This window comes from Sulfitobacter sp. SK025 (genome assembly GCF_003352105.1).
Classification (GTDB): domain Bacteria; phylum Pseudomonadota; class Alphaproteobacteria; order Rhodobacterales; family Rhodobacteraceae; genus Sulfitobacter; species Sulfitobacter pontiacus.
Window position 1 is genome coordinate 1,207,213 of the sequence record NZ_CP025808.1, and the last position, 26,743, is coordinate 1,233,955.

Below are 26,743 nucleotides of genomic sequence, written 5' to 3' on the forward strand. Positions count from 1 at the left end.
CGGCGGGCAATTGAGGGACATTCCGGCCAGAAAAACGGACTCTTGCTGGGTATAAAATGACCACTGGAAGCTAAGTCATTGATATTGCTTGATCTGAAGAATGCCGGTCCGAGGAGGCCGGCATTCTTGCGTTCCGGGCGGTCTCCTTGGCGCCTAGGTTGACCCGGCCGGCGCCATGTTCTCATAACCTTCTTAAGGATCCGGATCCTCTTACTGAAACCCCTGGCAGCCCCGCGCTGCCGAATGTTGGTCGCCAATCGAATGGCGCGCCGGCTCAGAGAGGACATCCAATGCCCCGAATACCGTTTGCCGATGTCAGGTTCCCTCCCGAAAACCTGCAGTCTGAATTCGAGATCAATACGCGCCTGAAACGTTTCCTGTGGCGGTACAGGGAGAACATGGAGAATCCTCCAGATGAGTTGGGCTTGTCGGAAGAGGACCGCGCGAAGATAGAGCGCCGGACGCAAAAATATCTCCGCACGGTCGCGAACCAATCCGGGTTGGCGCACCTCGACAGAAAAGACCGTGCGCGGCTCGAGGTCTTCCGGAAGGGTGCAATGCTTATGCCGGTCGAGACCGAGCATCGCGCCGACGAGATCGCCAGCGCCCTCCACACGGAGATGCCCTGGATGGCTCCTGCAACAGAGCGTCTCTGGCAAGACATGCGCGCTTCGGTCCGCAACGGCGATCCTGCGCCCCTTGTCCGGCCCATGCTTCTCGTCGGCCCGCCTGGGATCGGGAAGAGCTATTTTGCCCGCCTGCTTGGGGATCTGCTCTCCGTGCCAACGACAATCATCGAAGCCACAGGGGAGCCTGCGCCATTTGCTGTTACGGGGTCTCAGCGGGGCTGGGGATCCGCAAGCCCAGGAAAGGTTCTGGAAGGGATCATGGCGTCTCAAATAGCCAATCCTGTGATCGTGATCGACGAGATCGAGAAGGCTGGGGGTGTCCAGTCGACTGGCGGTCAGCGCTATTCTCTGGATGAGGGGCTGCTGCCACTCCTCGAAAGGTCTACCGCGCTTCGTTGGGCGTGTCCGTACTTCCGTATTTCTTTCGACATGTCCTGGATCACGTGGGTGCTCACAGCCAACACACTCCGCGGTTTGTCAGAGCCGTTTCTGAGCCGTTGCCCTCCCACCGAATTGACGGCCCTCACACAGGAACATCTGACCGGCTTTGCGGACCAGGAAGGGGCGCGTCGTGATCTTCCCCAGGATGCCGTTGATGCGGTCAAGGAGGTCGTCGAGGCCATCCGGACCCCGCACCATGTCAGCCTGAGATCGGTCGTTCGGATGCTGGATGCTGTCGAGCATGCAGTGAACCGCCCTGTGTTGCACTGAGAATTGTCGCGAGGGGATGGCAATGACCTCCCCGACCGCCGTCGTCCATCAATCATGCCTTTTTCAATTTTGGAGTTCGCCATGAACAAGAAACCTGCTCAGCCCCACTGGGCCAAAAAGATACGTGCCGCCATCAAAGCCGCCGATGGTGGCCCTTCCGAAACTGACCTCGCCGAGGCACCTGTGCTGAACTACTGGCGTCCCCATGTGTCTCGCCGCGGCGCACCAATCCTTTGGGGCATGGTGTCGGGTCACCCGAGACTTGCGGGCGGTTGGATCACGACCTCACAGCTCGTCGCGATTGACGCCAACCGGGGTTGGGCACGCACGGCATCCCGGTGGTATGCGCTGGGTCGCCCGTTCTCCGACTATGAGAGGTCCATAGCCAAGGGGCTCGGGATGGACGAGGCACCTTCCGGCTTCGTGCAGATCGACGTGCCTGGGTATCGGCCGCTGGATGACTTGTCCCTGCTTGATGAACTGTTGGGGGCCTGGCGAGAACGTATGGTGTTCAACGACAGTGGGGAGGGCTGACATGTCCGATGAAGAAGGCCCCAAGCACTTCAACTTCGCGGAACGGCAACGGCAGAAAGCGCGCGCTCGGCAACACGACGAGGAGCGGCTGGAACGTGGGGAGATCTCACCGCGGGAACTGCAGGAGGAGAACATGCCGTTTCGAAAACTCAGGCGCGACCGGGTGGCGATCCATAGGAACAAGAAGACTGGCGAGTTCGTATGGACGTCCTTGGAGCGGAAACGCGGGGCCGAAGATGGCAGTGAGGATTGACGTTGCACAACAAGGGCCGGCCGCAATTCGGCGTGTGACGGGTTTGCGCCCTCGTATTGCGCGCGCCTGCGCAAAGCCGGCAACACAAGATGAGATTCTTACACTCTTTCGAAACGGACCCAGGAAGAGGCATCGTCACCGGTCATCCTGTGGGCGGCTTTCCTGAACCCGGCATCCATCCAGGCGTTTGCTTGAGAGTGCCCACCATTCGCCCACCAAACCGCGACACGGGACCGCGATGACGGCGGAAGACTTGCCTCAAGGATCTGCTCCATTGCCGCAAAGCTGAGCGTTGCTGTCTGCTGCGAGTCCGGCAACGTCAGCAGGTATGCGTTGAACGGCGTGTACTTGCCATACTGGCCGAGCCTTCTTGGGACGACCGCGTGCGACCTCGACTTCATCTCAGCGGTTGCGGCGATGTTTTCGGGATTGGTTTCCGCCTCTTGAGGCTTATTGCCCACGGTCATCTGATGGGCCAGCTCGTAATGCCAGTTGGTGCGCGTGGTCGTGTCGTACCGGCGCATCTCGACGCCCGGGATGACCGGAGCATCGGAGAGTGCGTGGTATGCAATCCTCTTTCCTGCGTAGCCTCGGGAGAGCCGTTCAAAGGCTGCCAGGTAGCTTTGTCCGCCGACGAAAATCAGGTCTGTATCGGAGCCTTGGGGAAGCATGCTGAAGTCCAGCCAACCGTCATCGCTTCGGCGCAGGGCATGGTCCGGCGTCCCCTGTGAACGGCTGAAGGTGACATCGTAGTTCGGCAGCAGGAAATTGCTCGGCACGATCCCCCAGCAGGCCGAGAGGATATACGCATGATCGGTCAACTTGCAGAGACTGTCGTACGCCGGATTGGTATAAAGCTTGCCAGCCGGATGGAGGCCGAAAGGGTTGCTTCTGGTCGCGCGGTATCGGGCATTGTAGGCCAGAACAAAACTCCGCCAGCTCTGACCGTCATGCGCGATGTCATCAGGATGCGCTGCGCGGGTGCCCGGAACGGAAGGCGCCAAGGCAGGATCAGCCACAAACCGGATCTCTGTCCCATCGAGATCCAGGAACCAACCGCCGGTGCGCTTCGACTTCGCGCATTGCATCACAACTCTTCTGGCTGCGGTTTCGGGGGGTGTCGTTGCGGAACCAGATGCGATCTGTGCAAAAACCTTCAGGAAGTCCGGGTCATAGTCCTCTGCGACATGATTGCTATTCCACAGCCCGGAAAGGCGTATTGGCGCGCGGTCACTCATGTGGCCCAACCATCCTTGCGACGGGCGCTCTTGGCCCGCCAGAAGGGCGATCGCATTGCGTTCGACAAAGCCGCGCAGAGAGGCCCGGCCTGGCGCATCAGGCACGTCCAGCCATGCGATTGTCATTTGCCCCAAGACATCGCTGACCCGCGCTTCGAGATCGGCCTCGATTGCGCGCTGGTCAGGCGTGCCACGCTTGCTGTCTCCCCAACCGGGAATATCGGCTCCGGCTTTTCTTAAAAGCGCCCGTCCGACACGATCGCGAAAAACGGATCCCCTGTGATTGCCGCCCTTGGGATTAACCGTGCCGCGATGCTGGCTAAGGCGCCCCCAGAGCGTGGACTTGCTTCCATCTGTCAATGCATGGGTGCCAATTCGGACAACGCGCGGAGACCCATCCGAGCGTGTCTCTCCGTCTTCAAAGAAGAAGTAGACGCCGCGCTCGGGCCAGGCATTCTGCCCGCTGCACTCGCCGAGTCGCCGTGTCGGCAGCTGTGCGAGAATGCTGTAAAAGGCCTCGACATCTTTCAACCGTTTCGATTGCATGGCTGCAAGATCCCTGACCCGATTACCAATAGAGGCAACATGGCAATCATTCGGTGCAAAGACCACCCACCAAAGGGCAGGACCCGGACCTACGAAGCCGCTGTTGAACCGGTAGGACATCCCGAGAGCGCCTTGGTCTGTGGCTCTAAACACTGCAAGGCGAGTGGGTTGATCTGGCTCGAGGTTCATGAGGCGACGGATTATGCAGAAAGTCGGCGGATCTTTGATGCCTTCAGCGGATCGGCAATTAAAATGCGTGCAAGGTAACGAAACTATTTTTCGGTTTGCGTGACGGATTCTGCATCCGGTTTTCATCTCGGCTAAGCTCAGGAAGCAGATGCAGCCGGAGGTACATCTATGCCGGATTTGCCCGCTGCTGACGCCCAGCTCTGGTCATCCGGTCAACGCGCAGCGGACCCATACTCCTTTTATGTAGGAGCGATTCCGTCCAGTGCCTCAGGTGGGTTCGCCTCGCCCGGGTCGTGGGCGATACCAAGCTTGGCGCCGACCATTTTCCCTACGGATTTGCAGATCGAATAGTCTGGTCTCATGGATCAGCTGACGCCAAGTGCGGCAGCCATGGCTCTCCGGCCGCTCGTCGGGGCAGCGCGCGGTGATCCATGTCGTTGCAGCTTCGACCGAAGTCCAGCCGTCCTGTGACAGCGCCGTCGCAGCTTGGTGCAGGGCGCCCGCAATCGTTGTGAGGCGCCAAGGGTGCCGGCCGCTGACAAACCAGTCGCGAACGTCGGGAGATGCAAGATGTTCAGCAAATACCTTGCGGACTTGATCCATGTCCGCCGCCAGAACGTCCAGCTTCTTGTCGGCACGGGTGACCCGTTCGATGATGCCCGAGATGTCCCTTTTTGCGACACGACAGCCTTCCTCGGATAGAAGGTCATGCTCCTCAAGAAAGTGATGGACCAATGCATTGCGCTTGGCAGTCAGTTTGCGGTGCTCAGCCTCAATGCGCGAGAACTCGTCGGCCGGAAGCGCGATCTGCATCAGGAAGGAAAACGCCGGAGCATCTTCTGCCTCGTCCCGCAATCCTTGTTGCCCCTCCGGCACGAGGACGTTTCCCATCAGATCGCCCACCAGCCCGCCCATCGTCTTTCGGCGCGTTTCGTCGATCCTCTGCGCCCGCAGCTGTTCCAGCAAATCTGCGGGGCCGGATAACCGATGGGTCGCCACGATAGCCTTCAGCCGTAACTCAAAGGCCTGCAGACGCAAGAGGCACTGCCCTAATAGGCGTTCGATCTCGTGACGTTCCAGGGGCGGGGCGGTGTCGGGTGCCATTTTCTCTCCCCGTTTCGTTCAGTGACCTGCAGCGTGCCGGATCGCACCATGGCGTGCAACCGAACGCGGCGCAATCTGCTTTGGCAGACGAAGAGGACTGCCCAAAGCCGCCATCTGAAGAGACACTCCACGCTGCAACGTAGCTTTCGCGCAGCGGTCGCTGACGATAGGGTGACAGAAAATGAGGTGATGCGTAAGCGGTGCGCCGATCCCACCTATTTGACGTAATTCCACGGTAGCAGATCGTTGATCTGGCTTTGTTTGTGGCCTGCGACGATGGCAGTGACCGTATCTGTCAGATAGGCATGCGGATCGACACTGTTCAATTTGCAGGTCTCGATCAAGGAAGCGATGACGCCCCAGTTTGTGGCCCCGTCGTCGTGGCCAGCGAAGAGTGCGTTTTTGCGGTTCAGAGCTATGGGACGGATCGTGCGTTCCACTGCGTTGCTGTCCATTTCGATGCGGCCGTCGGTCAAAAACAGGCACAGCCCGTCCCAGTATTTTGCGATGTATTTGAGCGCTTCACCCAAAGGGGCTTTAGCAGACAGCCGCGCGCGGTTGGTCGTGAGCCACTCCTCAAACGCGACGATCAACGGTGCCGATTGGTCTTGCCGTGCTGCCAATCGCACCTCGGGTGCCAGACCCCGGATATCCTTTTCGATCAGGTAGAGCGCAGCGATCTGTTTCAGCCCGTCTTCGGCGATGGGGGCAGTGCCAGATTGTGCAACTTCGTGCAGTTTGCGGCGTGCGTGGGCCCAGCAGTAGGCCAAGTCGACATTGTCATCGGCGCGTTTGAGTAAGCGGTTATACCCGGCATATCCGTCCACTTGGAGGATGCCAGAGAAGCCTTTCAAAATGTCATCTGCATATTGGCCGGAACGCCCGGGCGCATATGTAAAGGCAACGCCCGGTGGAGCCGCTCCACACCAAGCCCTATCATCGCGGGCCAGTGCCCAGAAGTAACCAGTTTTGGTTTTACGTTTGCCAGGATCAAGCACTGGTGCTCTTGTTTCATCCATGAACAATTTGGTTGAGCTTTTCAGATCAGCCATTAACGCATCGAAGACAGGACGGAGTTCATAGGCTGCCTTGCCGACCCATCCTGCAAGGGTGGAGCGATCCAGATCAATGCCTTGACGGCTGTAAATCTGTGCTTGGCGATACAACGGCAAGTGATCTGCGTATTTGCTGACAAGAACATGCGCCACCGTTGCCTCTGTCGGCATACCACCAGGGATAAGCCGGGCGGGTGCGGGTGCCTGAACAACCCCATTGGTGCAGGACCGACATGCATACTTTGGGCGGCGGGTAACGATCACACGGAACTGAGCGGGGATGATGTCCAATCGTTCAGACGTATCCTCACCAATCATATGGCGCTCAGCACCGCAGCCGCAGGTCATGCTATCGGGCGCAATCACTTCTTCAATACGCAGTAAATGTTTGGGGAGTGAGCCACGGTTGGTATTGCGCGGTTTTGTCGGGCGCGATGCAGGTGGATCCACGGCGTCATCTTCAGCGTGGACCGCCGCCATCGCCGTTTCGATGTCTTCCAGCGCCAGCTCAAACTGCTCGGGATCGGCCTTCTCAGAGCGTGCGCCAAACAGCGCACGCTTGAAGTCAGCAACCAGTTTCTCCAACTGATCGATACGATCCTGCTTGCGCAGATTGCGGTCCTCTGAGGCGGCAAGCAGCGCCTTCAGGGCCTCAATATCATTAGGGAGCTCGGCAGGTTTTGACATGGGGAATGACTACCATTTCCTGCACCTCAATACCCCTGCAAAAGACGGCCTGATTCATTCTGCCGCAGTCGGCGGACGCGCGGACAAAGCCCTTACTTTCCGCCAGTCCAATCCTGAGAATAGCGCTTCAAACTGGGCGTGGTTCAGCGCCATCAAGCCATCTTTGATGGCGGGCCAGGTGAAGATATGCTCCTCCAGCCTCTTGTAAGCCATGACCAGCCCGGTGCCGTCCCAATACAACAGCTTCAGCCGATCTTCCCGTTTCGAGCGGAAAACAAATACGGTCCCCGTGAAGGGGTCTTTGCGTAACTCGTTTTTGACAAGCGCTGCCAGACCGTCATGACCTTTGCGGAAGTCTACCGGCTTGGTCGCCACAACGATCCGCACCCGGTTTGAAGGGAACATCATGAGGGCGCATTCAAGGCGCGAGCAATCTCGGCAATGCGCGCCGCTGATGTTCTTGCATCCAATCGCACGGTGACAGCACCACAGATCAGATCCAACGGCGACAGCTGCGCAGGTTCAGGTGCCACATCGACATCCTCGCGCACAACCAGCGCTGCAAAGCTCGGTTCTTCAGCCAAGGCAGGCAGAACCAGCTTGCCCTCCCGCGCCATCCGCCGCCATTCCGACAAATGATTGGCCCGCATGTCATACCGCCGAGCAACTGCGTCCACCGAGGCACCCTCCACCAGCGTCTCGGCCACAATTTGCGCCTTCACCGCATCCGGCCACCGGCGGTGACCACGCGGGCCCACAACCAAATCAATGTTACTGAGAAGCTCCGTTGAGCGCTCCATGGAGAAACTCCCTGATAATCCATCCGTAAGGGCTGAATCTCAGATCAGGGGCTTACAAGGAAGGTGGGGTCGGTGCATCGCTTACGGTGATGCGATGGGAAATCGAATAGTGGGCAGCCTTATCGGGGGAGCAATCGGCTTCCTTCTAGGTGCTGGTACCGGCATCGTTGGCGGAGCGTTCGGCGCGATTGCTGGTGTTGCAGTCTTCACAGTAATTGGTGCCGGTTGGGGATGGAGCGCAGGGCCTGATCTTGCTCAATTCGTTCGGCGTTGGCGCAGGAAGTGACGGCCCAATAGTAACGCTTGGACGCGGGCGCGAGGCATGGCCGCTTCCGGCCCTGAGCGGACCTTGGTAAGGTCGGCTATCGCTGCGGCGCGGCTTCCCCGAAGCAGCCTTTCATGGCATACGAGATGCCGTTGGGTGTGCGCATCCACCGCATCAGTTCAGAATGGTTTCAAACGGGACAACGATGCGGCAATGACAGCGAAACCACTTCAAGTGTAGAATCGGAAGTCCGCCCTAACCATGCCGCTCTGCGCGACGTGCTTGAGGACACGCCCTACCTCTCTTGATGCCCGTATTGGAGCGGGCAACTTCTGGTCGAACTGGGTGGAGTTCCAGTTCACTTTGGTCAGCGCTAGGATTTCCTCCGCGATCTGCGTGATGCTCCTATCGGTTTGCTTGTGGGGACATAAGAGCAAAGGGTTTGGGACCCGCATCCCTGGATATGTCGAATAGTAAGGAACGCTGCCCCTGGTATAGAGGAGGCCCTTTCCGTCCAGTTCAACAAATGTGCCCCGAAGGACAGGATAGCTCCCGTTCCTGAGCAACGAGATCGGAGAGCTTTCCTGGACCCAAACCATGTCACACATGCTGACATCAAGTTCCTCCAGGGCGTCGTCAACGCCGTCAGCCTCCTCGTCCCGGAAGTGAGAGGTTTTTAGCACCACGAGCCGGGCAGGAAGGGCTTTGTGGTGCTCCTTGTATGACCGCAGGGCATCCAGCACCAACGCCTTCATGTCAGCCCTGGTTAGGTAGGGACGACGCCCTCTCGTTTCGGTCTGTGCCCTTGCCCCACGGAGGATCAGGCCGTGCCCAGTCTCGTCGAACATCTGGGCCGTCGATGTCCAAAGCTGCTGACCATCCAGACTCCGGTGAAACCCGATCCCGAGAAAGTTGGTGGTGTAGTCACGGGGTTCATAGAGCCGCCATGGGACCTTGCCCGCCTTGTAGAACAGGCCATTCAGAAGGTTCCAGGTTCGAGTGGCAGGGCTTTGGATTTTCCTATCCTTCTGACGTTTGATTTTTTGCGGAATCTTCGCGTCCGGATCGAACACGTCCGGCCAGACGATCTGCGTCGCCACGCCCAACTCCATCATCTTGGCCTTCATCATGTCTCTGAAGTTCAGAACGTCCGGACCGCCATCGTCATCGGGTTCCCCGTTCTCCGACCTTGCCATTACGACCTTCTCAATCAGATCGATTGGCATGGAGAACACAACAACGTCAGGCTTTGCACTGCTTTCTTGGAGAACCCGAGCTTCTGCCTCCACCGCATCCAAGAGCAGGTTGATAGCCTCCTGAGTGGAACTGGCCTGGACGATCTTTTTGATCTGCCGCTTGCTCAGGGCCCGTTGTCCGGTGTTCGGCACAACAAAACGACAGCCAAACGGATTCGCATTGCCCAATCCTGGGAAGTCAGGGTTGAGGTTCGGAAGCGTGTTCGATGCGGCTTCCACGCCCTGCTGCGACTCTGTCAAGAACTGCGTAAAGCCCTCGGCGGTTTCCGATGATCCGATAACCCCGACTGTCACGACCTCACCGGCGTGGAGTTGAAGCGGTCCCAAACGGCGGAGCCCTTCTCGTGGATCGACATGCTTCTGCCCATCGCCAAATTGCAATTCCGGTTCATCGAATACAGTAGCTTTGAACGTCATACCGGCAACTCCCACTGGTCACTTTCGTCCACCACGGCATCGGAGCCGCTACTCCTCGACCAAGCAGCCTCAGGTGTCGCGACGGGCAACTCAATGACGGGAGCCGGTTCAAATCTCAGAGTTTCCGGCACTCTCTGTGAAGGTTCATGAAAAAGATCGTCGATCTCCCGTTCATCAGCCTTGCACAGCAGGTGCTGCCACATCAGCACCTGGCCCCAGATGGCGGAGTTCTTTTCCAACCGCTTCTTTCCGCTCAGGAACGCCTCGGCTCTTTGGTGCCACCGGAAGCCATCGTGGGTGAAGAAATAGGTTGGCTCGACCACCAAGAACCAATGCTGGCCGATGCGTTCGAACTTGGGATGAAAGGCATGGTGCCGAACATATGCCACACGATCTTCTTCATCTTTGCGCATCTTGACGGCAACCACCCGGGCTTTTGCCGGGTTTGTCGCCGAACGGTAGGCATAGTCGAGGGGTTTGCAGATGTCCTCAGGTCGGAACATCAACAGAGGTCGACCCTGGTGACGACCAAACATCAGGCGATCTTCGAACTGTCGCTCCAGACATCTCCGGAGAAGGTGCGCGATATCATTCTGATCATCCTGGTCGTCTGTGCTCGCGACGAGTTTGGTGTCCACAGCTTCAACGGTATCCGGCTCGACCAACAACTCAGAGCTTTCGCCACGTGGGTCATGGAAGGATACAAAGCGATTGCCCCTGATCGACCAGTCGAAGCGCCCATCATCTTCCTCGGCCATCACAGCGCTGGCCTGACGCCCGTTGGGGTAGGCCGGAACTGCAACGAAAATCTCATCCGGCAGAACCACTCGGAACATGTTGAGTACCGCCTTCTCACCGGAATTCAGTGGCGGTATCCACACACCCGGTGACGCCTGGTCGATCATCAGATTGGCAATCGCGTCTACGGAGGACTGCATGAGCCGATCTGCCACCTTATCGAACCGAAGACGGCGCTCTTCACCCGGAACATGATCCGATATGCTCTTCCAAAAGGTTGAATTGTCTTCCAGCCGATGAAGTGCGATTATCACCGGAAGATTGGCTTGCTTCCAGTTCGCAAGGTCTTTTGGGTCGATCAGGTAATCGAACGAAGTGTCCGTTTCGAACGAGTAGCGCCCTTTGACCGTGGTTTTCGCCTGAACGGCGACGAACTGGGATGAAGTGACCCCCGTATTCGGATCGCGTAGCTCGACCACGCCGTCCGTGCCGGACTCCAAGCGTCCGAAGCACTGATAGATCAGTCCAACCTTCAGGAACTCGGCCTTGATGATTGCCTCACCAGCCTCACCTGTAATCTGGTTGTTTGTGACGACCTTCGACATTCGCATCTTTCAATAGGGGGGAGACCAAACGGCTACCACATTTTGTCCCCGAGAACAATTTAGCATCAGGATACGGTCCTATTTTTCGTTGGCCGCAATCAATCGAAATTACCCTCATTGGTGATCGTTCAGATATTTCCGGCGCTGTCCCCGCACCCGTTTACGTCGGTACAATGACATTGGTGACCGAGGTGAGGACGTGTTTGGGTGTGAACTTGTAGTGTACGCGACATGTAATTGGATCGAAGATCGCGTGGCTAATAGTTGGAAATAGCTCGTCAGGCACAGGGAACTTCGCCCAAGGATTGTGGAACATGGTCACTGTATCGCCCCATCCTTCGTCGTAATCCTCAGAGTCCACATCTGTGACAAAGGGTTCGGAACTAACTTGATCTTTACCTATCCACATCCCCATGCGCAGCATTTTCACATTGGCATTTCCGAGGCCAGCAATCTTCCCCATTCGGCCAAAGGTGGTTATCGTTGCTCCGTTCGAGAACAGAACGGCGCTGACATTTTCGGCTCCAGGTTGGGCGAAGAAGCGGCTTGGTATCGTCTTCGTTCCGTGCGTGTGTTCCGCGACCACTCTTATAGCCGGTTCAAGTCCGTTTCGGCCTACAACCATCCTGGGAGAGACTCTGTCGCCGTCGACAATAACGTCGTCACGAACCCCGTAAAGATAGTTGACCAGTCCGGCCCTTGACCAAGTCATCGAACCAGGCGTGTCCTGCGTCGCGAGACCGTGGTAGTCGTGGATCGCCAGCACGAACGGGTGGCCAGCGACGTGGGGTAGCTCCCAATACTTGGTTTTCCGACTGAGTTTCTTGAACAGAGGGCTGCCAAACTTGATCGGCATATAGTCTTTCGACAGCTCTGCAATCTCGGTCGCACTATTTGCAGGCACGTCAAAGTCGGGATTTTGACCAACGGTTACGGCCTCGACAAAGAGGCTGAATCCGAATTTTGACAAGCAATAGTCCGGCACGGGATGGGAACTATCGATTTCAAAGCCAGACTTGTGAAAAAGAACGTACAGAAAAAGTTCCCATAACCTTTGATCAAATCCAGAAGTTTGAAATTGCTGAACGTAGTTTCCATCGACATCGACGAAGGAATAGGCGATCTCCTGAATGAGGTTTCGTGCCGCTTCCCGAAATTCGGATTCTATAAGAAATTTGAAATATTGATGCTGCTGCTGTTCCGGTACTACCGGCGCAAAAATATCGAGAGTTGGTTCGATCTCGTCACCTTGCGGGTAGACAGCTATACCATCTGCTTCATACGGTTTTATCGCTTCTTTAAGTGCGGCTTCCGCCTCATCCGGAGTTCTGAACCAAGTGCCACCAACTTCTAGCGCCCTGAATATTTTGCGTTGGTCTCTGCCCAAAATGATGTAGCCAAAATCCCGGTCAGTGCGGTCAAATACCACTAGGCCAAGATTAGTTAGATCAGCTGTTTCATAGTGCCGGACCTCTGCGGCCATTAGGTGCATGTATGGTGCCCTGACGTAGCAAAGCGCATCAAATCGTCTTGCTGTGATCTGCTTCAATTTACCCCTCCGGTCTGAACGCTTTGGTCGATTCGGCAATAGGCGGGAGGTCCCACAGAAGCCTTTGGAGTTGAGGGTATCATCGTTTCGACCGAATTGAACACTAGAGGCAGCCGTAAGATGCGCAAACGACAGTCAGAAAGTCGAATGTCGTCGATGATTTCTCCAGGTTAAATGTTGGCATGTATCATGTTCGGTCCTCTTAAGCAGGCACTGCTTTTCGCGAAGAGCTGCATTAACCCACAGCGTTCGGTATCACTATCAGGGTGCTGAAAAAGGATTTACGAACGCACTTCTCGTCCTGCTCGTCGGTCCCCGGCGCGATCAATTTTCATCAGCTCAACGAGAGAGCTCGAAAGTTGACGTGCTTTCGCGACGAAACGGCTCGGCCCTGACTTTTTCAGCGGCCTGCAATACCGCCTGTCGAAACCGTCTTCTCGAGATTTCCGTAACGTGACGGGTTTTGATAGCTCAGCCCAGCCGTCGTCGGCCGCTACCTCATTGACAACCACTTTAGCCTCGAAGGAGCAATGCGGTGGCGCTGCAAAAGTGCTAAAATTTATCCTGCTGGGAATGTCGGCTCTTGGTCCCCCCGCTTTTCCAGTTCGCAGGTGCAGAGAATGACGGCAATCCGCCCTTCGAGTAGGGCATGCCCATTCGATAGCCCTAGAAGCATCAGCCGCCCTTCTGCGTTACCAAGCTCATCGGGCTATTCACCGGTTGCCTCACCTATGAGAAGGTCCAACGCCTTGATGACATCATCAATCTGGTAATGCGGCCGACCATCCGCCATAGGCATTTTCGAGCACACGCAATTCGCCTCAAGGATTTCGACAACCCTCTCAGGGAGGTGCTTTGGATCGATAGGCTGTCCAGCCCTGAGCGCTCTGCGGATAATCGACAAAGTAACCAGGGTGGCCTCATTAACTTCGTCGGCCTTAGTCAGCTTCCGTGGCATCTTTGCCCCCGTTGGGGGCTCAGGAGGGCCGATGAAGCTCTTTTGCTCGCGCCGGATGTCATCAAAGGTGGGGCGATCACTCATGGGCTGTCTGTCGCTTCTCCCTGGCAAGCCTTGCCGCCAATGCCATCACGGCGATGATCTTGGTTTTGGCGACCAGGTCAATGTTGTCAGTAGTGCTAAGAGGGTGCCCCATGGCAGGTTAGGACCATGGGCCTATTCATCCCCGAAATACTTGTCAGCTTCCCCGACCCCCAATGTCTCGAGTGCCCCACGGTCAAGTTCAGTCCCCTCCGGCCGAACCAACACATGCGGGATGAACGGACCGTTGTAGTCCATCACGGGCTGGCCTTGATGAGTACGCAGCTCCCCATTCGCTTCCTGTGCCAACATGATGTAGTCGAGGAGGTACTGAACGCCATCGAACAAGGCGCTGCGCTCTTCCACGGGAAGGTCAACGATTGTCTTAAGGTCAATCACCCGGTTCATCAAATCGACGAACTCCTGCTCGGTGAAGTTCTTGGGAAGTTGCTTGGCGAAGTCGGAAAGGTTCATGGGGGTAGCCTAACATTCTTAAGGTGTGGGTGTGGTCGTTTGGATGTGTGGTCGGAGCTGATCGTCTGTCGAGTCGCGTTCGAAGGTATGTATAGGACGTGCCCTATGGCAAGTGATAATCCGAAGGTCTTGTCATTTAAGTATCTGTATTTGTTGCGAAAAGTGGGGACGTCTTTAAAGGCCGCATGGTTCCTTCATGTCACTCCGTCATGCGGTTGACGCTGCTGTCCTTCGGAGGGGCGCGGGGTATGAGGAGGTGCAAAATTATGAAAAAACAATACCTTGTTGTGATGATAGGTATGAAGGCCGAACTGTTGGCGGGGCGGTGCGTCGCCTTCGGGAGTGGTAGATCTACATGGGAATGTGCCTCGTCAGCTTCTGTCGAGGATGCGAGAAGCGATCCATGATTGATTTTCGCAAACTCACTGACGTCGAGCCCGCGCTGCAGTTGTCTCCGTTGCTCCGAGCTGCACATCGCACCATGCAGTATGCCGCCGAGAACAATGGCATCGGCCTGACCGCCACGAAGGCATTTCAGCGCAAGTTCGTCCATTGGGCCGTGGAGCATGTCGACTGGCCAGGGTACGGGCCCGCGGAGGCCTTCAGCGTCAGCAAGGTAGTCAACGAGTACGAGTTTCCGCCGATCCAGGTCGTGCATTTCTTACTTCTGCAGCTGAAGCTCGGGCGTCATTACAAGGGGAAATTTCTTCTGACGAGGAAGGGGAAGGACCTTCTAACAACCCCCGGTGTACTCTTCGGCGAATTGATCCCGTTCTTCCTGCTCGAAGTTGATCACACCTCAGACGGTCGTCTGGATGAGCGCCCTTTCGGGACATGGGATGTCTGGCTCAACGTGATGAATGTCGAACTGGAGCAGGGGCTGACAGAAAGACAGCTGTATGGTCTGTTCTATGGGGATGGGCCGGATTGGGATAATGCCGGGTGGCGAGAATTGGCGGCGTTCTCCAGCTACGTTTTGAAGCCCTTGGAATGGGCCGGGCTGATCTCGGTCCATGAGGTTGAGGGTGGCAGTCGGCGGGACTGGATGTGCTTCAAGACGGCGCTTTGGAGGGAAGCGCTTCGGCTGGAGACTGATGATGAGGTGCCCGCTGGGGTGCAGCATTGACGCTTGGTTGTCGCTCGGAAAGAAAACGTCGATCTATTTAAGTTCTGAAAAAATGGCTGAGTGCTGCGTCGATGGTGCGATGCCTTGACTGAAGAAATGGTTATGGATCGTTATCACTTTCATCAGGCGCAAAGTTTGGAGTGGCCGCGACGATACGCTTCCGCAGTGCCTCGATTTCTGGCAACATCGCTGTGTGCGGTTCTTGCTGTGGCAGCACTTCTCCGTGTAACTGTGCGCGCAATTCCATCCAGCGTGCCTTTAGAACTTGCCAGTTATGATCGTCATAGGTTCCGCTGACAACGACGGGATGGATGCGTATACGTGGGGGGTCGCCCTCGGCGCGCTCATGCCAATAATCCAAGTCTTTCAGCCAACAGCTACCCTTGCGGTCCACGCGACCGATCTGTTGTTCGACAATACCCGGGTTCCATTCTGCATGCAGTATGACCACGGTGCGGCAGGCTTCATGCAGGTTTAACCCCTCTCGCCCAACGCGGGACTGAGCGAGGAGTACCATTGGCCAGCTGGAGGCGCGGTTGAATGCGGACTGCAACAAGCGGCGTGTTTGAGGTAGGGTCGCGCCAGACATCATACGGGCAAAATTGCCCTCGCGCCCGGAAAAGTCCTGAAGATACGAGGCCAGCCTGGACTGCAAAACACTGTCGTTTTCTTGCTCTTCATCGGTTGATAATTCATCCAGCAGCCCTTTGAACAGCGCTAGCATTTCGTTGCCGGACCACGGTGCGTCAGCGCTCGCACGCCTGTCTCCAAGCGCCTCCAGTAGTGCCCCGATATCGCCTTGCAGCTCTTCACCATCGTCATCTTGGCGCAAATAGCCAACCAACAGCGCGGCGGTATCATCCTGCGGTGCTAGGGCTTCGATTTCACGATGCAGCCTTGCAAGCTCTGTTCGGCGCGCACTGGACCATTTTCGATATCGCTCGGTCAGTATCTGGTTGATCGAAGTGATACCGCCTGTCGTCACACAGAGATCAGGGTCATTCATGGCGGCAAGAACGGCGCGTTCGCTCTCGTCCCGTACTTTTGAGGCCGGCCAGTGCCGTCCATCTCTGAGCCGCCGGAGCATTTCGCGCGCGTCCAATAGGCGGGTCAGCGCATCCATCGGAGCTATGAAACGCCCGAAAACGAGAACCTTTTCGTGCCGTTCGACATAAGACTCGACCAGTCGAACAGCGGCTAGTATCGCAGGATGGGTGTAGATATCCGCGGGCTGGCCACGGAAGGCATCGAACCAGAATGACTGCTGGCCTTCTAACTCATCGTCCTGCGGCAGCTGTTCAGCAGTTTCGGATTCGGGTGCGAGACCAAAACCGTATCCTTGGGCGACCGAAAGTCTTACACGCTTCACGCGATGGTCATCCTGCGGCAGGATAGAAAGCGCTTCAGCTGCACAGAACCGACGCAGCCAGTCGCGCGTGAACCCCTCCGTTGCGGGAGATACTTTCAAGTCTTCGACGATGCGATAATCTCCATGCGCTTCTTGAAATTCGCGAATCTGTCGGTCGTGGCGCTTGTCACGCCGCAGGACAAACGGGCGCAGGGCATGCTGGAATCGCGAGGAAGTGCTCTCAAAACCTTCGGTCAACGGGTTATCCAGTTCCTCAATCTGGATGCGTTTGACCATGTCGACATAACCGCTGATCCATTCGGCGAGATCGGCGAGCGAAGTAACATCCTCGCCGTCGTCCCGACCGCTGATACGGCCCAGTGTGTCAATCCATTGAGCAGAATCCAGTTCAACAGGCGTGGCCGTCATCCCGAGGCGGAATGGATCATCGGTCTCCCAACTGACTGGCCCGAGAATGCGCGAAAGGCTGGAACCCTCCCCACGGGCCTTGTGGGCTTCATCAACGACGATCAGGTCGAACCGACCCAGCCCGTACCCTATGAGTGGAAGGATCTTGCGCTTGTATTCATCGGCCGCAAGCCATCGGTGGTCGCCGACCAAATCATCGAGCACGCTCCGACACAAACCGTGTTCAATGATAGTGTCGGCAATCGTGCGGGCGGCGCGGCGGGTGGCATGGACCTGGCTGACCTCACCACGGTGAAAGCTGTTGCGCATGAGATTGCGCCGTTTCCCGGCCAGCAATCGCGCAACATTCGGAAGCAATTCACGCCGCCATCCCCCCGCCGGACCGTTGCCTGCGTTCGGAAAGCGCATGGCTGCAAATGTGTGCGAGATCATCAGGACCTCTTCATTGGCCCAGCCATTTTTCGGCAATTCCCGCTGCTGCCTGCGATCCTTTAGCCAGTCCGCGTGTTTGATTTTTCGCTTTTGGGTTCCTTCGGCATCTTCCTCGGTGAGGAAACCTGCGATAAATCCGTCATAACTGCGCAATGGCAGCAGGGTCTGGTCATCAGGGTGAAATAGCCTCAGTTCCTTCTGCCACTGCACGCCCAACCCAGCCGGAAGCACAATCGCAGCTCTGCCGCCTGCTTTGCGGACTGCTGAAATGAGTGCAACCGCTATTCGGGTTTTGCCCATCCCGACTTCGTCGGCCAGCAAAGCGGCCCGCTGACCGGATCTGATCCGCGCAGCAAGTTGCGCAACAGATGCGCGCTGTCCAGCATCAAGCGGTTCATCCGTCTGTTGCGACGCGAGCTGCTCAAGATAATCAGCGGCCTTCATCCAATCCATGTCACATGCCCTCGTCAGCCCAAAGCGACGGAAGGTCATCGATCTTCCATTCCCGAGCTACAGCCTTCAACGATTGTTCCAGCAGGGTCAGGTCGATATCGTCAGGGCACATCCGCGGGTCCATTAGTGCCGGCAATGGATTTGCCTTCGCATCGCGAAAAAAGCCAATCATCGGCTGCTCCTGCTTGCAGATCGCGCGCAAGGTGTGACGCAGTTCTCGACACCAACGCTGCCAATCTCGCGGGTCAAGTCTTGCCTGGGTCTCGCCAAGCCGCACCAGAAGGCTCATCATCCGGCGAATAGCATAGGTTGCGGGTGGCAAATCCGGGGTATCTGAGGCTTCCACCATTGGCTCACCGCCTTCGGGTCCGTCATCGGGCTGATCTGCGTCCAAGGGTTCTGGGAACGCCTGCAGGCCGGCCAAGACGTCTTCCACTGTCAATTCGGATGGCCGTGGCACAACAAGCACTCCCTCCGCGATCACGGGAACGCGCCAGCCACCATGTGTCAGCGTGACAACGGCTGGAGCAGGTGCAGGCCAGATGCAGGGCGTGGGGCACGATGCACCGTCCGGACCTATGACATCCAGAACAATCCTGCCTGGCGCACAAAGCGTATCATCCTTCCAGTTCAACCAAGACGCTGGCGGCAGGGTTTCAGGCTCTTCGGGGGGCACAAACCCGCTGCCAGACTGTAGTTTCGAAGGCTCGACGGTCTCGTTGAACTGGATTGGCAACAGGGTCGCAAAACCTTGCTTGCTGTTCTTTCGGCTGCGCCATTTCAAGCCTTTGGGAAGATCGACGACAACGCCCGCCTCAAGATTGCCACCCGCGCTGGCGGCCTTTTCAAATCCGTTCCGGCTGAGATTCCCCGACCCTAAGTAGACGCGCCCAACGGCCTCGTCGTGACCTGCGCCGAGCAATACAAACTTAGCGTGAAGTCGCCCGTCCTCGCCATGCATAGCGGAAATCGGGCACCGGAGATTCCAACCGACCGCGGTCAGAGCCGGGCCACGCATGGCCAGACCTTGACAGGACATCGGGTTCAGAAACAGGTCCAAAGTCGCAGATTTCTTCAAGAGCTTTTCTTCGACCAGCTTCTTGCGAAACCTCTCAGGCAGCCCCGCGCCACCATCGCCTTCTGCTTCAAAATAACCGGATCCAAGGACTAGGCGATCTGCCTTTTTTCCTATTCCCAGTCGATCGACGACCTGAGGAAGCAAAGCCTTAGACCGGCTGTCGATGAAGCGTGGCTGCAAGGTAGAGTCCGGAAGGCGCTCAATCTCGTCCTCCAGCTGCGCATAGGGTAGTGCGCCGTCATATTCCCGTTCGATCAGCGTGCAATCCCCACGCTGGCGCAGCCATTCGAACATGTTCCAGGCCGCCCGAATATCTGCGATATCCTGATCTCTCGGATCATCGGTCTGAATGTCAATTGACCAGAACAGGTCAATGCTGTCCGTTAAAGGGTCTTGCGTCCAGTTTCCCGTGCTGACCGCGAGCCTGATGATATATCCATCTTCATCGCGCTTGCGAAATCCCAGCAATGCAACCTTGGCGTGCAAGAGGTTGTAACCTCGATCCTGCGGCCGCATCCACATCCAGGCTAGACCCGATATGTCCGAAATTGCGTTCATTGTCGGGTGAATGAACGCGGCTAGTACGGGGCGCGCCATTTCGCCAGTAAAGCTGCGCCGGATCTGCCCCATCACCTTGGGCGTTGCCGTAAAACCGCAGAAGAAACCGAAATCCCCGAAACAATCCTTGGGCGGCATAAAGAGGGTGATAAGCGTTGTGTTCATGATGCCGGTTCTTCACCTGCTGAGACCCGACATACCGGGTTCACATCGCCGTTCAGTTCGGTCGCAAGGCAATGAAGATTGAAAAGTCGGAATAACTGAGGCGCGAACTCGGCATCATTGACGGATTCGTCTGCATCGATGCTTGGCATCTCGCCGGCCGCTGGTCCCAGACCGATACGATCGTCTCGCCACCTGATCACCGTTCCATCGCGATCGGCCAGCTTTTGAAGAAGCTGTTGGTCCGGCAAATCCCGGACCTCTGAAAGGAATTTCCGGCTGCTTGACTCATCTGCTGCGTCAATTCTGGCGCCCAGCTGGCGGGCGCATTGGCGAAGCGCCGCGAGGGGCTCGCCCACGGTTTTATTGGCCTCGTCCAAGGGCAGCCAAGCAGCCTCATTGGCATCGCGAAGCTGAAGCAGACTTTCTTCCAAGCGATACAACACCGCCAGTGCGGCACTACGTAAATCCATGAAAGCCACCCCCGCGCGCAGGTCCGTCCAATGGTCGGAAGTTATCCCGCTGAGCGGTTCGACGGCATCGAGCTGGCCTGCACTGGGCCCGGTCTTGAGTGCCACGAGAGCACGCCGACGCGACGTTGACGGATCATCACCTCCGACAAGCCGAGCCAAGATCAGCTTACGCACATCGGGTGGGACGGCAGCATTTGGCGACAGGTCTTCAATTACCTTATTCAAACCATGAGGGGATCCCCCATGTGCCCATGCGGCCAGAACACGACGGTAGTTTGCCATCACTGGCAGGTTTAGCATCTGCGCGCCTGCGGTCTGGATGGTGAAAGCACCAAAGCGACTGCCCCGCACAAAACCAAGCGCGACCAGCGGTTGCACCATGGCCATGCGGATGGGTTGAACCACATAGGTGCCGCGTCGTTTGAGATTCTTGAAACTCCAGTCTTTCAGCCCTTGCATCTTGCGTAGACCGCGCACGCGACGGTCCGCCAGGCCCTCTTCGGTGGCCTTTCGCATCATCAAAGCCTCGACGGCGTTGCCGACTGGCAAGGCCGATACACCTAGCTCCTCGGCAATGGACACCGCCAAAACCGACCAGAGAATCGGCATCGGAAACCACATGCCACCCAAGCCTGGTACTGAACGATCATTGAAGTGCCGCACGGCGCTGGCAAGGCCCAGGTTCTGCTGCCTGCGCTGCGTAATGATGGTGTCAGGCGCGAGTATTCCCCAGGGCATCAAAAAGTACTTTCTTGATGCCCGTGGGCAGGAATAGAGGCCAGGTCCAGAAAATCCAGCCGTCCATGATCAACCCAAAGTACTGCCACGCCATTCAATTCATACGTCGGGAATACGTTTCGGACCAAGTCGGCATAGGCAGAAAGCTGCGGCCAGTAGAGGCCAAAACCCTCACCGCCGGTCTTGTGGTCGATCAAAAGACAACCCCTCGGCCCAACTGCCAGCAGGTCGATCATTCCGGGAATTTCCGCACCCTCTTTAGTACGTCCTAGAAGAGGGATTTCACAAAGCAGATCGGTGTAGCCATCGGCCGCAAGCCAGGCTTTCAGTGCAGCTGCTCGCTCCGCGACCAGCGCTAGGGTTGTATCGTCCAATCCGGTAGCCTTGGGCAGGGATTCAGTCAGATCAGGACGCGTCAGGCAAGTCCGCAAGGCAAGATGGATCGCTGTCCCACGGGCCGCGTCACTAACTGTACGGGACCATGGTGTTCCCAATTTGATACCCTGGCTTTCTGGTGCAGACAGGGCCGTGGTAGCTTGCGATGGTTGCAACCTCCAAGGGGTCAAGTCCACAGCAGGCAAGGGGGTATCGCGGCCGAGCCGTGGTGTATCCGTGATCTCGGCCTCCGAATACGCGGTGAAGCCCGCGTGTTCGGGCAACTGCCTGATGATGGCCGGACACTCAATCCCGCCGATGCGCAGTGTATCACCACCGATCTGCGGCGTGCAGGCATCCGTGAAAACATGGAACAGGCACTTGGCTTCCGGAGCTTCCTCATCACGCTCTTTTAGGAAGCCTGGCCACTCCAACACCAGCCGATCCCGTGCCCGGGTCATGGCGACGTAAAGAAGGTTCTTCGCATTTGCCTCGAAATCCGAGCGCCGATCCTCAATGAACCGCCGCTCGGCCTCCGGGGCGGCAAGTCCCGGCGTGTGGATCAGTGCGGCCGAGGCCAGCACGGCGTCCATATCGTCGATCTCGTGAAGCGCGGTGAACCGGGTCGCGGTGCTGCCCGGCCAGTCTTCGATCCCGTGGTCGAATTCCGCAACCACGGTGATCGGCCATTCACGCCCCTTGCTGGCGTGCCATGTGACGATCTCGACCGCCTCGGCGCTGTTGGCGGCGGGGTCGGGACGGCGGTCGGAATCGCGCTCACTGGCGCGGGCATCCAGCCAGCCAAGAAACACCTTGGCGCTTTCGCCGTGGAAACCGGCTGCCGCCTTGAGATCACGGTGCGCGGATTCGAAGTCGTTTGCTTCGGCTTCAAGCCGCAGAAGGTCTGCACGCGCCTGTGCTGGGTCGGGTTGACGGTCAGCCCAGATACGCAGCCCAGAAGCATTGATCACCAGGTCCACTGCATCGGAAATCGGCAAGCGAGCAAGTCGGTCCGACAGCGCCGCCAGGCGCAGGAGGACCGGATCATCCTCCAACCGCCCTTGGATCTGCGCTTGCATGGCGGCTTGTAGGCTGAGCGGATCGGGGCCGAGGGTACGCAGGACCAGCGCGGCATTCGTATCGTCTGGGTTCGCGGCATAGCTGAGCGCCGCGCGAGCCGCCTGAACAACCGGGCTTGTCGCCCAGCCGTCCTCGGCAATGCGGACAGGTACGCCGCGAGCGCGCAATTCCTCGGCATAGCGGGCTGCGGTCGCGTGCCGGCAGACCAGAAGAGCGATGTCAGAGGGGCGCACATTCCTCGGGGCCTTGCTGTGCCGGTCGGTGATCGTTTCCCCCACCTGCAAGATCTGGGCGATGCGCTCTGCAACATGCTCTTGCGGCTTCGAATACTTTCTTACCCCGCGGCCTTTGACGATGTTCAAAACCTCTAAGGCAGGACCGGACACAGGATCACGCGTCGGGGCTAACGGGTTGTAGCCTGCGCCAAACAACCCGGCGCCCATAGCATTGACGAAGTCCATCACCGCCGGTGTAGACCGCCAATTGCGGTCAAGGGGCTGCTTCGCATCGGGGTTGGCCGCCGCCAGCGCCTGAGACAGGCGCGGATCAGCGCCCTGAAAACCCATGATCGACTGTTTGACATCCCCCACCAGCAGGGTGCGCGGCGCGCGGGCACCGAGCTGCCAGAGCAGCGCGAATTGCACCGGGTTGGTGTCTTGGAATTCGTCGATGATGACGCAGTCGATTTCATCCAGCACGGCCTGTCGCACTGCCGGATCGGTCCGCAATAGCCGCTCGGCGCCTGCAATCATGTCGGCATAGTCAATCAGCCCAAGCGCCTTTTTGCGTGTCTCATAAGCTTCCATCACTTCCTGCGCACAGGCGATCAGGCACTGAAAGTGCAGCTTCGCATCGGCCAAGGGGCCGGGATGTGAAGGCAGCACCTCGGCAGCCTGCATGATCGCAAGAGCAAGGTCATCGTAGCCCTCTGGCGTTTTCGTACGGCTGTTCGAAGTGAAGAGACTGCGCAGGGACTGCCAAAGGCTCCAGTCCCGATCCAGCATCGCCGGATCACGTTCGACACGGCGAAACAGGGCCAGATTGTTTTCCAGCGTCTCGCGGGGGCCCTTGGCTGTGACGCCGTCCATTCCACCGACCGGAAAGGCCGTGAGCATGGTAGCAACCGCCTTCGCCAACGCATCACGGGCGGCTGTGGGGTCTGCGATCACCTTGCCATAGATTTCATCGAGCCGCGTTAGTGCGGGTGCGATCAGCCCGGGATCACGGCCTTTGTCGCCGAGCCCCCGTAACAGGTCGATCATCGACAGAACCCGGCCCCGGAGTGAATCTTCGACCGTTTCGCCTTTTTGCCAGTTGGGCTGATATCTGAACCGCTCGGGTTCAGCCTTGATAGGATCAAGCGATTTCGCATGGGCCAGCGCCTGCCGGATCAGCAGCTCGCGTTCAGCATCGCCAAGGTGACGGGGTTGCAGCGATGCACCTGCTGCCAACGCATGTTCCGTCAATAAACGCAGGCCTAAGCCATGGATGGTAGAGACATATGCGCGCTCCACGGCCATAGCCTCGGTGACCAGCCCGTCCGCCAGAAGACCCGCCCGGATACGTTCGCGCAATTCGCCCGCAGCGGCTTCGGTAAAGGTCACCGCAAGGATGCGTTCGGGTCGTACGATCTTGCGCTTCACCCAGTCAGAAAGCTGGGTCTTGATACGATGGGTTTTTCCCGCGCCCGCGCCGGCGGGAACGATGACCAACCCTCGGTCTGAATCTGCTCCGTCCATGGTCATACCTCCTCGATCTGGCGGATGAACGCGGTAACCAGGGTCGAGCCATCGGTCAGCGCATAGGGCGTGAATCCTGCTTCTTTCTTGAAAAAGCCCTCATCGGCTGAGGTATTCAGCACCACCCGGCCGGCCCCTAGCTGCGCCAGCCGCTCAGCAAGCATTGCAACAGCCGCATCGTTGACGGCGTCGCCCATGTCGCGGGCGGGAGATCCTTCTGCAGGCACATGCCCGGAGGTTAAGAGCCCAGCATCATTCATAAGGTGATAGGCAATACCGACCTGTCGGCCAATCAGCGGGTCCATCCCGTCGCCGTCGCGCCGGATAGGACGGGCGAGCATGTCTCGGTATAGCCCTGCTTGCAGATCCCACCCAGCCTCCATTCGCCTGCGCCGGGCCGATGTGCCGCTTTTCTTGTGATCGACGACAAGCAGCGTACCGTCTGGCAACTCAAGGATCGCATCAGCCTTACCGTGCAGGTTGATGCCATGCGCCTCACCCGCCAGCCAGATCTCGTTGCCGATGATTTTTGCGCCAAGCGCCAGCAGATGTTCGCGCCAGCGCAGCGCCGCCTGAAGGATCTCACGCTCGAGCCCGCTGCGCTCCATTTCCCATGATGCGCTACGCAGAAACCCAGCATGGCGGGTCAGCGCTAGATCATAGGCCTCGGCAACTGCAGCGGTCAGTGCCGCAGGTTCTGGCAGGGGTTGGTCCTTCAGGAACACATGTTCAAACACGTCATGGGCAATGTTGCCTTTGGCCATCACATCGAGTTCCTCAGCGGACCAAGACATGTCGCCCGCGCCAACCTCGTCCAGAAGCCATGCCAGCGGGCTGACCAGAAGTGTTTCAAGCCGTGAGGGCGACTGAGGTTTGCTTGTTCCGTCATCTTTGCGACGGAGCGCCAACAGGTCGAGGCGTGGGAACGAGAGCGCCTCGGGGAGTTCGTCCGATTCCGGCAACGGTGGCAGACGGTGGTGTGCCACAGGGCAGTCGCCAGGCGGCAGGCGCGACAGGTCGAGGATCAGATCATGAGCTTCTTCTACATCCGATATTGCGCGTGCGACCAGTGATAGCCCAGCTGAAGGTTGCTGCCGCACGCCCGACAGATCGCGCCACGGGACCAGAAATGTCACAGACTCCGCAACCGCCTGAAGCTGCTGGTCAAAAAGGAAGAGGCTTTCAGCCAAACCCTCTGCCCTCCCGCGAAGCTGCAAACCGGTGGTGGTTCGAATTGCAGTGATTTCGCTGTCCAGAAACAGCGGGTTGGCGCGAGGCCGGGTCGGATACCGACCGTCGGTGAAATCCGTGATGATCAGATGTCGGCATTGCCGCCACGGAGTTTCGTGCGCAGACCAGAGGCTTACACCTTCAAGGTTGCGCTCTGGATCGGGACTTGACGGGGATGCAATCTGGATACCGCGCAGAATAGCTTCCCAGTCTGGGCTACCCTCGCCGGGCGGGATCGACAGACGGGCTCGAACCTCGTTCCCTTGCGCAATGCGCTCACAGATACGGTCGATCAGGAAACGCAGTTGCGCAAGGCTGCCGGCTGAGGCGCGCATGTCCGTCCAGAGGTCTTTGTGCGCTTGGGCGGGCGACAGGACATCGCCGCGAAAGTCACCATTCATAATGCTTTCTGCAAGGTCGCGCCCGGTTTGGGCTGGCCATGGCATCAGCGGTGACAAAGCCAGACTCGCAAGGACAATCGTCGGTGTGGGTGTGCGCTTGGCTAGCGCCAGTTGATTTGCTGTTTCCCCAACGATGTCGCGCTCGGGCAGGTTGCCGGGAAGCCCTGAAATCGGCACGCCCTGCTCGGCAAAGGCACGCGCGATCTGGCGCGTATCACCAGCGGCCAGAACGGCAATATCGCGCGCCGGGATACCACTTTCGATCAGGGCACGCGCTTGGGCAGCCGCAAAATCAGCGCAGGCAGCCACATCGCGTAATCCATAAAAGGCGAGGCTGTCATCCTTTGGCGCGGCCTCAATTCCAGCCTCTGCTACCCCGCCCTGCAAAGCGTGCAGTCGCGCCCCCTCACGCGCAGCGCACCTCTTTGCAGGTGCGGCCACAGCCCCGAATTCATCCTTAAGTCTTCCATAAAGTGCCTTCATCGCGGCTGGTGCATGCGGGTCAAGGGACCCTTCAACAACCGGCAATGGGTCAAGAAACCGCCCATGCGGCAGGTCCAGAACATGGCGGACCGCAGCCAGCCCCTCGGGCAATGCGTCACCCAGCTTGCGCCAAAGTGCGATCAGAGCATCCAGATGTCGCCCTGCACGGCTGTCGCCCATCGCGCCCGCTGATGGAACGCGCAGATCGGCAGTGGCCAGCACCAGACCTTCCAACGCCGTACTAACGGCTGAGATGGTCTCGACCGGCGCATTGGCTAGGCTCTCCCCCCATACCGGATGGGGGTCCTCCGCAATCGCTCGCCCCGGAGTCCATTCAGGTGCTTTGGGGGCAAGTGATAGCTCCGCGAGGCTGATATCTGTCAGGCGGTAATGCAGGCCGGAGCGGGGATCGACCACAAGAAACGGGTAGAACATTAGCTTTGAACTCACTGAATAAATTCTAATTCGTTAAGCAGACTTTATTACGTAAAAATGAACTATACGATTATTTCCGTTCTTCTTTTTGCATTTCTGAACCTGAGACTACTG

The 26,743-nt window shown here is 57.9% G+C and carries 19 protein-coding genes; 4 read left to right on the forward strand and 15 right to left on the reverse strand.

The window, feature by feature from the left end; genetic code table 11:
- Nucleotides 1-290 precede the first annotated feature (290 nt).
- From C1J04_RS05850 to C1J04_RS05860, 3 genes are all read left to right on the forward strand, one after another.
- Nucleotides 291-1,340 carry an AAA family ATPase gene (locus C1J04_RS05850; protein WP_009826333.1) on the forward strand — a complete coding sequence of 350 codons (1,050 nt, stop codon included), beginning with the start codon at nt 291-293 and terminating at the stop codon, nt 1,338-1,340.
- An 81-nt stretch (nt 1,341-1,421) separates the two neighbouring features.
- Nucleotides 1,422-1,874, forward strand: a complete 453-nt coding sequence (locus C1J04_RS05855) for a DUF6634 family protein (RefSeq protein WP_009826334.1) — start codon at nt 1,422-1,424, stop codon at nt 1,872-1,874.
- Between the two features lies 1 nt (nt 1,875).
- Nucleotides 1,876-2,127, forward strand: coding sequence for a hypothetical protein (locus C1J04_RS05860; protein WP_009826335.1), 252 nt, complete (start codon nt 1,876-1,878; stop codon nt 2,125-2,127).
- Between the two features lie 98 nt (nt 2,128-2,225).
- Here C1J04_RS05860 and C1J04_RS19505 read toward each other — a convergent pair whose 3' ends face one another.
- The 10 genes from C1J04_RS19505 to C1J04_RS05910 all read right to left on the reverse strand — a co-directional run bounded on the left by C1J04_RS19505 (nt 2,226) and on the right by C1J04_RS05910 (nt 14,089).
- Nucleotides 2,226-4,031 (reverse strand): hypothetical protein, encoded by a 1,806-nt coding sequence (locus C1J04_RS19505; RefSeq protein WP_216825233.1) that lies wholly within the window; start codon nt 4,029-4,031, stop codon nt 2,226-2,228.
- A 336-nt stretch (nt 4,032-4,367) separates the two neighbouring features.
- Nucleotides 4,368-5,204: an OST-HTH/LOTUS domain-containing protein gene (locus C1J04_RS05870; protein WP_009826337.1), complete on the reverse strand. Its 837-nt coding sequence runs from the start codon at nt 5,202-5,204 to the stop codon at nt 4,368-4,370.
- Between the two features lie 215 nt (nt 5,205-5,419).
- Nucleotides 5,420-6,946 (reverse strand): IS66 family transposase, encoded by a 1,527-nt coding sequence (gene tnpC, locus C1J04_RS05875; protein ID WP_009827234.1) that lies wholly within the window; start codon nt 6,944-6,946, stop codon nt 5,420-5,422.
- A gap of 54 nt (nt 6,947-7,000) precedes the next feature.
- A complete protein-coding gene (gene tnpB / locus C1J04_RS19315) occupies nt 7,001-7,354 on the reverse strand; it encodes an IS66 family insertion sequence element accessory protein TnpB (protein ID WP_009825780.1) in 354 nt (117 codons plus the stop codon).
- Nucleotides 7,351-7,746 carry a transposase gene (locus C1J04_RS19320; RefSeq protein WP_009825779.1) on the reverse strand — a complete coding sequence of 132 codons (396 nt, stop codon included), beginning with the start codon at nt 7,744-7,746 and terminating at the stop codon, nt 7,351-7,353. Before C1J04_RS19320 ends, tnpB begins: the two co-directional genes overlap by 4 nt.
- A 495-nt stretch (nt 7,747-8,241) precedes the next feature.
- A complete protein-coding gene (locus C1J04_RS05890) occupies nt 8,242-9,684 on the reverse strand; it encodes an argonaute/piwi family protein (RefSeq protein WP_009826338.1) in 1,443 nt (480 codons plus the stop codon).
- Complete coding sequence (locus C1J04_RS05895; RefSeq protein WP_009826339.1) at nt 9,681-11,027, reverse strand: DUF4365 domain-containing protein; 1,347 nt, start codon at nt 11,025-11,027, stop codon at nt 9,681-9,683. The genes C1J04_RS05890 and C1J04_RS05895 overlap by 4 nt, the downstream gene beginning before the upstream one ends.
- Nucleotides 11,028-11,187: 160 nt before the next feature.
- Nucleotides 11,188-12,576, reverse strand: coding sequence for a hypothetical protein (locus C1J04_RS05900; protein WP_162797832.1), 1,389 nt, complete (start codon nt 12,574-12,576; stop codon nt 11,188-11,190).
- A 709-nt stretch (nt 12,577-13,285) separates the two neighbouring features.
- On the reverse strand, nt 13,286-13,618 hold the full coding sequence (locus C1J04_RS05905; RefSeq protein WP_009826341.1) for a hypothetical protein: 333 nt from the start codon (nt 13,616-13,618) through the stop codon (nt 13,286-13,288).
- Nucleotides 13,619-13,750: 132 nt separating this feature from the next.
- Nucleotides 13,751-14,089, reverse strand: coding sequence for a hypothetical protein (locus C1J04_RS05910; protein WP_009826343.1), 339 nt, complete (start codon nt 14,087-14,089; stop codon nt 13,751-13,753).
- A gap of 403 nt (nt 14,090-14,492) precedes the next feature.
- Here C1J04_RS05910 and C1J04_RS05915 point away from each other — a divergent pair, with 403 nt between their 5' ends.
- The gene (locus C1J04_RS05915) at nt 14,493-15,215 is read left to right on the forward strand and encodes a hypothetical protein (RefSeq protein ID WP_009826344.1); all 723 of its coding nucleotides are present in this window, start codon (nt 14,493-14,495) and stop codon (nt 15,213-15,215) included.
- Between the two features lie 100 nt (nt 15,216-15,315).
- On the opposite strand, the gene C1J04_RS05920 is transcribed toward C1J04_RS05915, so the two are convergent.
- From C1J04_RS05920 to C1J04_RS05940, 5 genes are read right to left on the reverse strand one after another with little or no spacing between them, the layout of a single operon-like run.
- Complete coding sequence (locus C1J04_RS05920) at nt 15,316-17,877, reverse strand: helicase-related protein (protein WP_009826345.1); 2,562 nt, start codon at nt 17,875-17,877, stop codon at nt 15,316-15,318.
- Nucleotide 17,878: 1 nt separating this feature from the next.
- Nucleotides 17,879-19,678: a hypothetical protein gene (locus C1J04_RS05925; RefSeq protein ID WP_009826346.1), complete on the reverse strand. Its 1,800-nt coding sequence runs from the start codon at nt 19,676-19,678 to the stop codon at nt 17,879-17,881.
- On the reverse strand, nt 19,675-20,886 hold the full coding sequence (locus C1J04_RS05930; RefSeq protein WP_037954231.1) for a hypothetical protein: 1,212 nt from the start codon (nt 20,884-20,886) through the stop codon (nt 19,675-19,677). Before C1J04_RS05930 ends, C1J04_RS05925 begins: the two co-directional genes overlap by 4 nt.
- Nucleotides 20,886-24,080, reverse strand: a complete 3,195-nt coding sequence (locus tag C1J04_RS05935) for a UvrD-helicase domain-containing protein (protein ID WP_254693853.1) — start codon at nt 24,078-24,080, stop codon at nt 20,886-20,888. The genes C1J04_RS05930 and C1J04_RS05935 overlap by 1 nt, the downstream gene beginning before the upstream one ends.
- A gap of 2 nt (nt 24,081-24,082) precedes the next feature.
- The gene (locus C1J04_RS05940; protein ID WP_009826349.1) at nt 24,083-26,629 is read right to left on the reverse strand and encodes a PD-(D/E)XK nuclease family protein; all 2,547 of its coding nucleotides are present in this window, start codon (nt 26,627-26,629) and stop codon (nt 24,083-24,085) included.
- Between the last annotated feature and the right edge of the window lie 114 nt (nt 26,630-26,743).

What these genes read in the sequence shown, in the direction of transcription:
- C1J04_RS05850 (WP_009826333.1), top strand. Translation starts at nt 291, where the DNA reads ATGCCCCGAATACCGTTTGCCGATGTCAGGTTCCCTCCCGAAAACCTG.
- C1J04_RS05855 (WP_009826334.1), top strand. Translation starts at nt 1,422, where the DNA reads ATGAACAAGAAACCTGCTCAGCCCCACTGGGCCAAAAAGATACGTGCC.
- C1J04_RS05860 (WP_009826335.1), top strand. Translation starts at nt 1,876, where the DNA reads ATGTCCGATGAAGAAGGCCCCAAGCACTTCAACTTCGCGGAACGGCAA.
- C1J04_RS19505 (WP_216825233.1), bottom strand. Translation starts at nt 4,031, where the DNA reads ATGTCCTACCGGTTCAACAGCGGCTTCGTAGGTCCGGGTCCTGCCCTT.
- C1J04_RS05870 (WP_009826337.1), bottom strand. Translation starts at nt 5,204, where the DNA reads ATGGCACCCGACACCGCCCCGCCCCTGGAACGTCACGAGATCGAACGC.
- tnpC (WP_009827234.1), bottom strand. Translation starts at nt 6,946, where the DNA reads ATGTCAAAACCTGCCGAGCTCCCTAATGATATTGAGGCCCTGAAGGCG.
- tnpB (WP_009825780.1), bottom strand. Translation starts at nt 7,354, where the DNA reads ATGATGTTCCCTTCAAACCGGGTGCGGATCGTTGTGGCGACCAAGCCG.
- C1J04_RS19320 (WP_009825779.1), bottom strand. Translation starts at nt 7,746, where the DNA reads ATGGAGCGCTCAACGGAGCTTCTCAGTAACATTGATTTGGTTGTGGGC.
- C1J04_RS05890 (WP_009826338.1), bottom strand. Translation starts at nt 9,684, where the DNA reads ATGACGTTCAAAGCTACTGTATTCGATGAACCGGAATTGCAATTTGGC.
- C1J04_RS05895 (WP_009826339.1), bottom strand. Translation starts at nt 11,027, where the DNA reads ATGTCGAAGGTCGTCACAAACAACCAGATTACAGGTGAGGCTGGTGAG.
- C1J04_RS05905 (WP_009826341.1), bottom strand. Translation starts at nt 13,618, where the DNA reads ATGAGTGATCGCCCCACCTTTGATGACATCCGGCGCGAGCAAAAGAGC.
- C1J04_RS05910 (WP_009826343.1), bottom strand. Translation starts at nt 14,089, where the DNA reads ATGAACCTTTCCGACTTCGCCAAGCAACTTCCCAAGAACTTCACCGAG.
- C1J04_RS05915 (WP_009826344.1), top strand. Translation starts at nt 14,493, where the DNA reads ATGATTGATTTTCGCAAACTCACTGACGTCGAGCCCGCGCTGCAGTTG.
- C1J04_RS05920 (WP_009826345.1), bottom strand. Translation starts at nt 17,877, where the DNA reads ATGGATTGGATGAAGGCCGCTGATTATCTTGAGCAGCTCGCGTCGCAA.
- C1J04_RS05925 (WP_009826346.1), bottom strand. Translation starts at nt 19,678, where the DNA reads ATGAACACAACGCTTATCACCCTCTTTATGCCGCCCAAGGATTGTTTC.
- C1J04_RS05930 (WP_037954231.1), bottom strand. Translation starts at nt 20,886, where the DNA reads ATGCCCTGGGGAATACTCGCGCCTGACACCATCATTACGCAGCGCAGG.
- C1J04_RS05935 (WP_254693853.1), bottom strand. Translation starts at nt 24,080, where the DNA reads ATGGACGGAGCAGATTCAGACCGAGGGTTGGTCATCGTTCCCGCCGGC.
- C1J04_RS05940 (WP_009826349.1), bottom strand. Translation starts at nt 26,629, where the DNA reads ATGTTCTACCCGTTTCTTGTGGTCGATCCCCGCTCCGGCCTGCATTAC.